The sequence below is a fragment of the Komagataeibacter oboediens genome (assembly GCF_003207815.1).
GTDB lineage: Bacteria > Pseudomonadota > Alphaproteobacteria > Acetobacterales > Acetobacteraceae > Komagataeibacter > Komagataeibacter oboediens.
Genome location: NZ_NKTX01000081.1, coordinates 1 through 8,807, shown reverse-complemented (window position 1 = coordinate 8,807; position 8,807 = coordinate 1). Strand labels below are relative to the sequence as shown.

At 55.7% G+C, this 8,807-nt stretch carries 8 protein-coding genes and 4 pseudogenes; 6 read left to right on the top strand and 6 right to left on the bottom strand.

All coding sequences use genetic code 11. The features are described 5' to 3' along the window. Positions 1-99: 99 nt before the first annotated feature. Positions 100-849: pseudogene (locus CFR80_RS15715) on the bottom strand (IS110 family RNA-guided transposase); the annotation flags it as partial. Between the two features lie 138 nt (positions 850-987). Between CFR80_RS15715 and CFR80_RS15710 the strand changes: the two are divergent. The 3 genes from CFR80_RS15710 (at position 988) to CFR80_RS15700 (ending at position 2,970) form a co-directional block, all read left to right on the top strand. After that, positions 988-1,221, top strand: a complete 234-nt coding sequence (locus CFR80_RS15710; protein ID WP_010518344.1) for a hypothetical protein — start codon at positions 988-990, stop codon at positions 1,219-1,221. Then, positions 1,218-1,796 (top strand): zeta toxin family protein, encoded by a 579-nt coding sequence (locus CFR80_RS15705; RefSeq protein WP_081500061.1) that lies wholly within the window; start codon positions 1,218-1,220, stop codon positions 1,794-1,796. The genes CFR80_RS15710 and CFR80_RS15705 overlap by 4 nt, the downstream gene beginning before the upstream one ends. A gap of 202 nt (positions 1,797-1,998) precedes the next feature. Beyond that, positions 1,999-2,970: an IS110 family RNA-guided transposase gene (locus CFR80_RS15700; protein ID WP_110507671.1), complete on the top strand. Its 972-nt coding sequence runs from the start codon at positions 1,999-2,001 to the stop codon at positions 2,968-2,970. 384 nt (positions 2,971-3,354) lie between these two features. On the opposite strand, the gene CFR80_RS15695 is transcribed toward CFR80_RS15700, so the two are convergent. The 4 genes and pseudogenes from CFR80_RS15695 to CFR80_RS15680 form a co-directional block, all read right to left on the bottom strand. After that, the gene (locus CFR80_RS15695; protein ID WP_019087663.1) at positions 3,355-3,543 is read right to left on the bottom strand and encodes a hypothetical protein; all 189 of its coding nucleotides are present in this window, start codon (positions 3,541-3,543) and stop codon (positions 3,355-3,357) included. 47 nt (positions 3,544-3,590) lie between these two features. Next, positions 3,591-4,090: pseudogene (locus tag CFR80_RS15690) on the bottom strand (IS21 family transposase); the annotation flags it as partial. Between the two features lie 266 nt (positions 4,091-4,356). Further along, the gene (locus tag CFR80_RS15685) at positions 4,357-5,601 is read right to left on the bottom strand and encodes a type II toxin-antitoxin system HipA family toxin (protein WP_019087482.1); all 1,245 of its coding nucleotides are present in this window, start codon (positions 5,599-5,601) and stop codon (positions 4,357-4,359) included. After that, complete coding sequence (locus CFR80_RS15680) at positions 5,591-6,190, bottom strand: helix-turn-helix domain-containing protein (protein ID WP_019087483.1); 600 nt, start codon at positions 6,188-6,190, stop codon at positions 5,591-5,593. The genes CFR80_RS15685 and CFR80_RS15680 overlap by 11 nt, the downstream gene beginning before the upstream one ends. 415 nt (positions 6,191-6,605) lie before the next feature. Between CFR80_RS15680 and CFR80_RS15670 the strand changes: the two genes are divergently transcribed. The 3 genes and pseudogenes from CFR80_RS15670 to CFR80_RS20250 form a co-directional block, all read left to right on the top strand. After that, entirely contained in the window at positions 6,606-6,845 is a 240-nt protein-coding gene (locus CFR80_RS15670) for a hypothetical protein (RefSeq protein WP_019087485.1), read from the top strand. Further along, a pseudogene (locus CFR80_RS15665) lies at positions 6,846-6,974 on the top strand (resolvase); the annotation flags it as partial. Positions 6,975-7,061: 87 nt separating this feature from the next. Further along, positions 7,062-7,167: pseudogene (locus tag CFR80_RS20250) on the top strand (IS481 family transposase); the annotation flags it as partial. Between the two features lie 32 nt (positions 7,168-7,199). Here the strand turns inward: CFR80_RS20250 and CFR80_RS15660 are convergent. After that, on the bottom strand, positions 7,200-8,639 hold the full coding sequence (locus CFR80_RS15660) for a DUF6880 family protein (RefSeq protein WP_026019890.1): 1,440 nt from the start codon (positions 8,637-8,639) through the stop codon (positions 7,200-7,202). Positions 8,640-8,807 lie beyond the last annotated feature (168 nt).

Genomic DNA, 8,807 nt, shown 5'->3' with positions numbered 1-8,807 from the left:
GCTTCCTCAACCGCATGGACATTGATCGCCTCGATCCGCATGCTCACACGACGGACAGCAAGGCATTGTCAAGCTTGAAAAACTTTCGGATCGGGCTCTCAGACCGGGCCAGGCAGCGAATTGACGGTCTGACCGGAAAGTCGAGGCATCCGGAACGGCCGCGACGATCGCGCTGGCAGTGATCGGGCCGATACCGGGAATGCCAGCCAACTGACGGCTGACACTGATTGCCCGATGTTCCGCGATGATCTGCTTCTCGATATCGTCGATGCGTTGCTCAAGAGCCCGCAGATGCGCGACAGTTTCCTGAAACAGTTTCCGGGCGGGCCCGGGCAACATCTCCTGTTCCGCATGCAGCAATGTAATCATCTGGTTCAGGCCCGCGACGACAACTGCCGATATAATACCGAACCCGGCAAGGTGCCCCCGCAGGGCATTGACCTGCATGGTTCTTTGACGCACCCGCAAATCCCTCGTCTTTTGCTGAAGCAACGCTGCCTGCTGAGCCGGTGACCTGACTGGCACGAAGCGCATCGTCGGGCGGGTCACCGCCTCGCAGATCGCCTCGGCGTCAGCGGCATCAGTTTTACCCCGCTTGACGTAGGGCTTCACATAGACCGGCGGCATCATCCTGACCGTATGTCCGAAAGCCGCAATCGAGCGCGCCCGGTAATGCGACGTGCCACACGCTTCCATACCGACCAGGCATGGCGGGAGTGTTTCAAAAAACCTGAGAACTTCACCGCGCCGTAAGCGACGGCGTACGAGAATGTTCCCAAGACTATCGATCCCATGCACCTGAAAAACATTCTTGGCCAGGTCGAGGCCAATCGTCGAAATCGTTCCCATAGGTGGCTCCATGCGTTGCAGACGGTGACGATTTCATCCTCGCGCATTTCGTGCGGGGGCCGTCTACAACATCACCTCTCTTTCCTGGTGACAATGCTCAGATTGTGCTAAGCTGGTTTCGAAGATTTAGTGATCGATATGGAGATCGTGATGTCCGAATATAAAACTCAGGATTCACCTGGCTATGAATGGGCCAGCTTCGAGGCGATCCGCATTGCCGGCGAGCGGGCGCGCGAAGTCCGGGCAGCCAGTGGTGAAATCATGACCTATGTCCAGAACGGGTGGGTTGTGCGTGAATATCCAGGTGGTCGGGTTGAACGCCTCGCTCTGCTGGAAGAGTTCCGCGACGAAGATTTTCCCTATCCCTCGTGACTCGATTACTGATTTATGCAGGACCGAATGGCTCCGGCAAAAGTAGTCTGCGGGTTGGCACAAGCGCTGACATTGAGCCCGTCGATGTTGTCATTGATCCTGACCAGATAGCACGGGGGATCAATCCGGCTAGCCCGCGCGATGCCGACCGGGAGGCCGGGCGAAAAGCCATCGAGATATTCAATGCATCTCTGGCAACCGGAAAATCGATTTCTCTCGAAACGACATTATCCGGCCACTCCATAATCCGTCGTATCAAGGCGGCACAGATGGCCGGCTATCATGTCGAGTTGCGATATATTGCTCTGGCTTCGGTTGAAATGAATGTTCAGCGCGTCAGGGCACGTGCTGCGGGTGGTGGACATTTCATTGAGCCGGAGGCCATTCGCAGACGATATATCGGCAGCCTCGTCAATCTTCCGACCGTCATTGCCCTTTCTGATCGTGTCGTTATCTCCGATAATTCAGGTGTTACGCCGGAGCCTGTCCTTGAAATCGAAAGTGGTCAGATTGTGCGTCGAGGCGTGACTATACCTGAATGGCTGGTCAGCACATGTCCTGATCTCTTCTGTTAGTGCGTTTTATCGCGAAGACAAAGAGGCTGTTGTAATGGGCCCTGATAACGCTTGCGCCGACAATTTTACGTCCCTTTGCGCCGGGCTGCGCAGATAGGGCGGGAAACATTGAATCCAGTTATGAGAGATGATGTTGTGGACGGCCCCCGCACGAAATGTGCGAGGATGAAATCGTCACCGTCTACAACGCATGGAGCCACCTATGGGAACGATTTCGACGATTGGCCTCGACCTGGCCAAGAATGTTTTTCAGGTGCATGGGATCGATAGTCTTGGGAACATTCTCGTACGCCGTCGCTTACGGCGCGGTGAAGTTCTCCGGTTTTTTGAAACACTCCCGCCATGCCTGGTCGGTATGGAAGCGTGTGGCACGTCGCATTACTGGGCGCGCTCGATTGCGGCTTTCGGACATACGGTCAGGATGATGCCGCCGGTCTATGTGAAGCCCTACGTCAAGCGGGGTAAAACTGATGCCGCTGACGCCGAGGCGATCTGCGAGGCGGTGACCCGCCCGACGATGCGCTTCGTGCCAGTCAAGTCACCGGCTCAGCAGGCAGCGTTGCTTCAGCACAAGACGAGGGATTTGCTGGTGCGTCAAAGAACCATGCAGGTCAATGCCCTGCGGGGGCACCTTGCCGAGTTCGGTATTATATCGGCAGCTGGCGTCGCGGGCCTGAACCAGATGATGACATTGCTGCATGCGGAGCAGGAGATGTTACCCGAGCCCGCTCGGAAACTGTTTCAGGAAATTGTCGCGCATCTGCGGGCTCTTGAGCAACGCATCGACGATATCGAGAAGCAGATCGTCGCGGAACATCGGGCAAGCAGTGTCAGCCGTCGGTTGGCTGGCATTCCCGGTATCGGCCCGATCACTGCCAGCGCGATCGTCGCGGCCGTTCCGGATGCCTCGACTTTCCGGTCAGGCCGTCAATTCGCTGCGTGGCTCGGTCTGACGCCCAAAAGTCACAGCAGTGGTGGCAAGGAACGACAGGTTGGCATCAGCAAACAGGGGGATAGCTATCTCAGACGCCTGCTCGTGCTGGGCGCCACGGCGGTGATCCGTCTTGCACGCAAGGAAAACGCCAGTCGTCAATGGGCCGCAAAGTTGCTCGAGAAGAAGGCGGCGCGTGTCGTATCTGTCGCTCTCGCCAACAAGACTGCCAGGATTGTCTGAGCACTCCTCACAACGGGCAATGCATACAGCGCCAGGAGCGCCTGAAAGAATTCAGAGATTTGCCCTCGTCGAACACCAGAAGCGACGAAGGTGAATGTGCGGAGTGGTGATATATGATGGCGAACCGGTCAGGCCGGGGAGAGGATAAACCCGACGGGACCAAGCGCAGCAAAAGCGCGCAGAGGTGATCAGGGATCCAATCCGCGGACTTCATCAGGGCCAGCAGCCCCCGGGCTGCGCAAACAGGCCGGACACATGGCTGCACCCGACCACCAAAATCATACTTTCCACTTGCATCGTCAGGGCCGTCCACACATGGCTCCATGCGTTGTAGACGGTGACGATTTCATCCTCGCACATTTCGTGCGGGGGCCGTCCACAACATCACCTCTGATTACCCTCGTCAGGTGCACCATCGGCGCGTTCCTCATCAAGGTGAAGAGTCATCTCCGTGTTAAGCGCTCGCTCCGCCAGAGCCTTCGTCAATTCCGAGAGTATGCCGTTCTTGCCAAACAGGTCGCCGGGTGAACGTCCTTCCACCAGGCGGTCCAGGAGGTCTTTATCAATGCTCATGCGGGGGCTCCTCTTCGAGCAATTTATCACCACACCGCACAAAATTCAGGATAGTCTCTGAAGGCGCGGCTGAAGGACAGTCTGGTGTGGGCAACCTGCAGCTTGACGCGATGCCCGGCAATTATCGCCCAGTCCTCGCCCCAGTCGAACTGGAAGGCTTCCCCAGGCTGGAAGCACAGGGGCACGAAAACACCCCGACCCGTTGTCTGGCGTGCCTGGGCTGTTCGTGTTTCCACTGCCGGATGAAAGCGGCCACCCGTCCGTAGGACCCATCATAACCCAGCGCCACAAGGTCTTCATGCAGTCGTCGCGCCGTACGCCGGTTCTTGCGGGATCGGGCGGCTTCCAGGACCAGCCATCCCCTCAGCCTGTCAGCAAACGGGTCCGGTCGGCTGGGACGTTCGGGTACCTGGAACCGCGGTTCAATACTCTGTGCCCGGAGATATTTCCGGATCGTATTGCGTGACAGTCCCGTCCGGCGTTCGATCTCGCGGATCGGAAGATGATCCCGGCAGTGCCACCGACGGATCACACTCAGAAGCTCCATGTCAATCACTCCTCAAACTCCCAGCAGATGCTGCCGGGGAGTGTGAAGGCATGGGTCAAATCTCGATGAAAATTTCCGCCCTACCCGGGTCAGTTCTCAGTGAAAATCAACAGTTGTTGTGTCAGAAGGATAATTCATCTTCGCAATGTTCGCTTACGCCTACACATTGGTCATGCGGAGTGCTGGACTGTGTTTCGCAAAGCGGACATCATTGCTTGAAAGTCTTATCTCCGGATCCAGCGGCAATATTCATTCAGCTTCGTTTCTTAGCTGGTCGCCTCGCCTATGATAGGCAGAGTCTTTAGATGGTTGTCGATGACCTTGACTATATGACGGGACATCGGAAGATGCGCCTTCTCGGATGACCATCGATCCATGAAGAGACCGACAGTTTCACGTGCCGTGTCGAGGACCAGCTTTCTCGGCAGCGCGGCCTTGCCGGCGAGGTGAAGAAGCTCCTCTTTCGTGAATTGATCAAACCGTCGCGTACGACTGAAATTCAAGGCCGACTGATCGCCCGGAATGTAGGGAATCGTCGATACGAAGTCATAGGCAGGAGAGAGCTTGGCGGTCCGCTGGTCGGGGTAGATGAGTGACCAATTTTTTAGATGCATATCCCCGTTGCCGATGAGGGTATTGAAAGTCAGGCGACGGATGAACTCGGCAACATCGTTATGATCGGACTCAGCCGCGATCACCGACGCGATGCTGCGGTTGCTTGCCTTTTTGTACTTATCTTCGGAATAGACCCCATAGACCTGAGCAAAGTCCTCGATATGGATGGATGTGCCATCTTCGCAACGATCAAAGCGCTCGATGATAAAAGCCTTGTCTCCAAGCTGGTCGATGCCGTCCGGCAAGTTTTTGATACCGCTAATATCTACCAAGCCGATAGGTGGGACATTGATGCCAACCATGCGAGCAAGCGTCATCATCGAGAATTCGTTTTCAGGGACGCCATGATACTCTCTTGAGGGAAGCTTGACGATCCAACCGCCCCCGATCCCACTTGCTGGAATGGTCAGGCCACCGGCAGCGTCGATGACGGCTGAAAATTTCAACTGAACCCCAGCAAGCGAAAACCGGAGCGCGTTTTCATGGGTGTTTGAGCCCTTAACCTCGACTTGATCATCGAGATCATCAAACAAAGGCCGTGCTTCATCTTCAGCGACCTCGACCGTCACAGCCCCGGGCAGGTCGCGGCCGAGGGCTTGGATCAGGAAGAACTCACGCATCTCATTGACGCCCGCCTTTTCTGCCAGATAGCTGCGGAGACGACCTTCAGGAAGCAGGTTCGAGAAGAACGGCATGAGCTTCACCTTGATCGGCCTGAAGTCGTTCCGCAACTCCCCATACTGGTCTTTGAAGGACAAACCGAGCGTTTCTCTGTCCGCGTTACCAATATAGGCGTCATTGAACGTAAATATAGATCGTTCATCGCCAAGATGCGTGAGTGTCCCGATCGGTTTGCCATGGAGTTTGACGGTCAGGAAGGAAACATCAGGCATCATCGTCCTCCTCATCAAGAGAGTAGGCCGGACGTGATAGGGTATCTCCGCTATCGGGTAGCGGATCATGTGAAGCCTTGTTGCGGATCGTTCGCATTATTTTGAGGCTTTCATTGAGTGAGACCATCTCTTTTCCTGGACGACCGATCTGCTCAATTATGTGACGCAGTTTTTTCATTTCCTCGAGGTCGAGCATCGATACTCGGAACCGGTGCAAGTCGGAGATAGACTTCTGAAGTCGCTGAAGTCCTTCGAGGTCTGGCATGCTCATTTGGATGCCGCGCATTGTCTCACTGATTCGCTGCATCTCCTTTTGGATTGCAACGACGTCTTTGCGGTTGGAGCTGATCGCATCGCGGCTTAGGGAACGCACGACGGCCACAGCCTTGCGTGGAACAAGAGCAAGCTCCAGATCAAGGGCATGAGCGAGCGCGGCCAAGCTTGAGAGGCGTAGGTCGACAGTTCCTGCTTCGATCCGGGAAATCTGCGCTTGAGGCACCCCAGCCAACTCGCTCAACTCGCGTTGGCTTAACCCCTTGGTTTTGCGCGCCGCTTGCAATCGCTCTGCTATGCCTGTTATGTCGTAGCTCATATCAATGTTCTTTTCTGCATCAATTCACATATATGATGCAGTTTTATATATCAAAGTTCTGGGTGCCTTTCAAGATTGATATATATATTTCGATATCAAATAATAATTTTATGTATATTTTGAGGTGGCCCCGTCCGTTCGGACAGTTTTGTGGGCTTGATAAGCTATACCCGATTGATGTCATGCCGGCATTTGGGGGCGAACTGGAAATCGTCGCTCGATTCCCCGATCATGCGGTGAAGATCCGCAATTTCTCCGAATTGAACGCGAAGCGGGGGCGTTTGAGACTTACGCCAGTCCCGCCGATTACCGCTATGACATACGTAAACGCCCGAACACGGGATTTGTGATGTTCCGACCGTGAGTTTTTCGATGCCTCATACCCTGTTTTTTTGCGGAAATGGGGAGTGGCGGCATGGTAAAAGATACGAAACGCAAACTCGGCGGTATCGTCCCGGCCAACGATAACGGGCCGGTCGATCCTGCCGCGAAAGCGCGGTGCGATGAACTGATGTTTGCCCTGGCGAGCGCAATGGGCCGCCAGATCGCCCGCGAAGAGTTCGCCCGTCGGAAATTGGGGCGGGCGGCCAACGACAATTGCCCTCTTCCCGGCCATCGCCCGGACGGGCAGGACAGGCCGGAAAGGGGAGAGTGAATGACCCGCGTAGCTCTTTATGCCCACCATTCGTCCGACAACCAGAGTGCGGCCTCCATCGAGGACCAGTTGCGCCTGTGCGATGAAATGGCCGTCCGTGAAGGCTGGCCCGTCGTGCAGACCTATCGGTGTTGATTTTCACTGAGAACTGATGGCGTGGACGGCTCCCTGTGGTCCTGAGAGGATGCTGAGGAGTTGAATGTCAGTGAAGGAAACCATCATGCGTTCCGTAATGCTGATCACATCAAACCGGCTGATCGTGAACATCATGAAGCAGGTCGACGAACTCCTTGATTACGCCAATGACGTTTCACAACCTGACAGACATTCAGCTGCCCCTATCGCTGTCTTTAATTATTCACCGATCAGCGACCAGAAACCCAGCTTGCGCTTATGCTGCGCTTTCAAGCGGGTCATAAAGGCTTCATGGGTTTCCATGCCGTTTGTCGCTGTCAGCATTTGTGCAAGCAGCCGACAGGAGGCGAGATCCTTCGCCGCATAGGAATAATAGCGGGAAAGCGCCTTATTCAGCACGGCCTCGACCAGCAGGCGGTAAAGAAGGGTCGCCTCATTGGGATACGATTCAGACAGACGATCCGCAGCCGGACGTAGTGTTCCGTAATCACGCCCGTCCAGTTCTGCCGTATGCTCCCGCACGAGACGGGCAGCAGCGTCGAGCGCTGGCCATTTAAGAAGAGTGGAAAGGGCTACGCCCCTGACCGGGAAATTACGGATGTGATTGAGTGCCTGTTCTTCAGCATCAATCGCATCGTAATCGCTGAGATGGCGTTGGTATGCCTGCCAGTGCGGCAGACTCAGGCGTTCCTGAAAGACTTTCCATCGCAGGGACTGGGCCTGGTCGCGGTCGCCCACGGCTTCGCACGCTTCGATCCGAAGATCGTCATTTTCCCAGCGGAACCGGGGCGTCTCCTCAGTCTCCCGGTCGAGCCATTCGAGCGCCTCATGGGCACGCTCCTTGTCCAGCAGGCGACGTGCAACATCGCCGATAGAAGAGGACTGACGTTCACTCAGGTTGACTGCTTCGATATAGGCATCGACGTCACCTATTGCATCGGCCAGATCCTTCAGATGACCGAGGGTCTGCATGCGCGCAAAGTCGGTACGATAGTCTCCCTTCGCATTTGAGGCGGGAAGGTCGTGCAGTCGTGCAAGCAGCGTGTTTCTGAGTATGGCCGCGCCCGGCTTCCCCAGTGCTTCACCGCACGAGACAAGCAGGCGGTCACAGGTGCCATACCCGTCGTTATCGAGAAGTGTGAGCATATCCCTGACAGTGACAGCCGGATCCCGACCAGCCTGTCGTCCCCAGAGGGAGCCAAGATCGGAGACCGCTTCGCGAAACACATCTGACAGGTAACCGGAACTGTCATCAGAGCGCTCATAGACGGAAGGAGCAAGTTCCACGAGAAGACGCATGGCGGAAATGGCCTGCCCGACATCCGTCGTTGCAACATCGTTGAGAATGGATTGCCGTAAGGCATCGAGCTCGGTCATAAGGGGTTTGATCCGGTCCCAGGGCAGGAATCCACGGGAACGCTGGATCGTTCGCAGCCTCTTTTCGATCTCCTTGCCGAGTTTGTCTTTCGCATGAGTGGCTGTCAGCGCCATGCGCAGCTTCCGGGTGAGCACGGCATCCTGTTCTGACAGTTCGACCAGAAGGTCTGCAAGCCGATCCGCACCAAGGGCTTTCAGATTGTTTTTCGTGACGGTCGTGCCAACTTTCGCGGATGCGGCGGATTTGCGGGTGGCAGGTTTTGTAGAAGGAGTGCGGACCATGAATGCAGATTATGACAGCGACACAGGGGACGCAATCAAAAGCCGTTGTCAGGAAAAAGAGGAAAAAAGCTAGTGTCCTGATCGAGAAGTTTATATGATTATCCTGATGGCAGGGGTAATCGAATGGGACGTGTAGCGGTTGCGATTGAACTGACGGCATTGGAGCGT

Coding starts and splice junctions, on each gene's coding strand:
- CFR80_RS15710 (WP_010518344.1), top strand. CDS start 988: ATGGAGATCGTGATGTCCGAATATAAAACTCAGGATTCACCTGGCTAT.
- CFR80_RS15695 (WP_019087663.1), bottom strand. CDS start 3,543: ATGAGCATTGATAAAGACCTCCTGGACCGCCTGGTGGAAGGACGTTCA.
- CFR80_RS15685 (WP_019087482.1), bottom strand. CDS start 5,601: ATGATGCCTGATGTTTCCTTCCTGACCGTCAAACTCCATGGCAAACCG.
- CFR80_RS15680 (WP_019087483.1), bottom strand. CDS start 6,190: ATGAGCTACGACATAACAGGCATAGCAGAGCGATTGCAAGCGGCGCGC.
- CFR80_RS15670 (WP_019087485.1), top strand. CDS start 6,606: ATGGTAAAAGATACGAAACGCAAACTCGGCGGTATCGTCCCGGCCAAC.
- CFR80_RS15700 (WP_110507671.1), top strand. CDS start 1,999: ATGGGAACGATTTCGACGATTGGCCTCGACCTGGCCAAGAATGTTTTT.
- CFR80_RS15660 (WP_026019890.1), bottom strand. CDS start 8,639: ATGGTCCGCACTCCTTCTACAAAACCTGCCACCCGCAAATCCGCCGCA.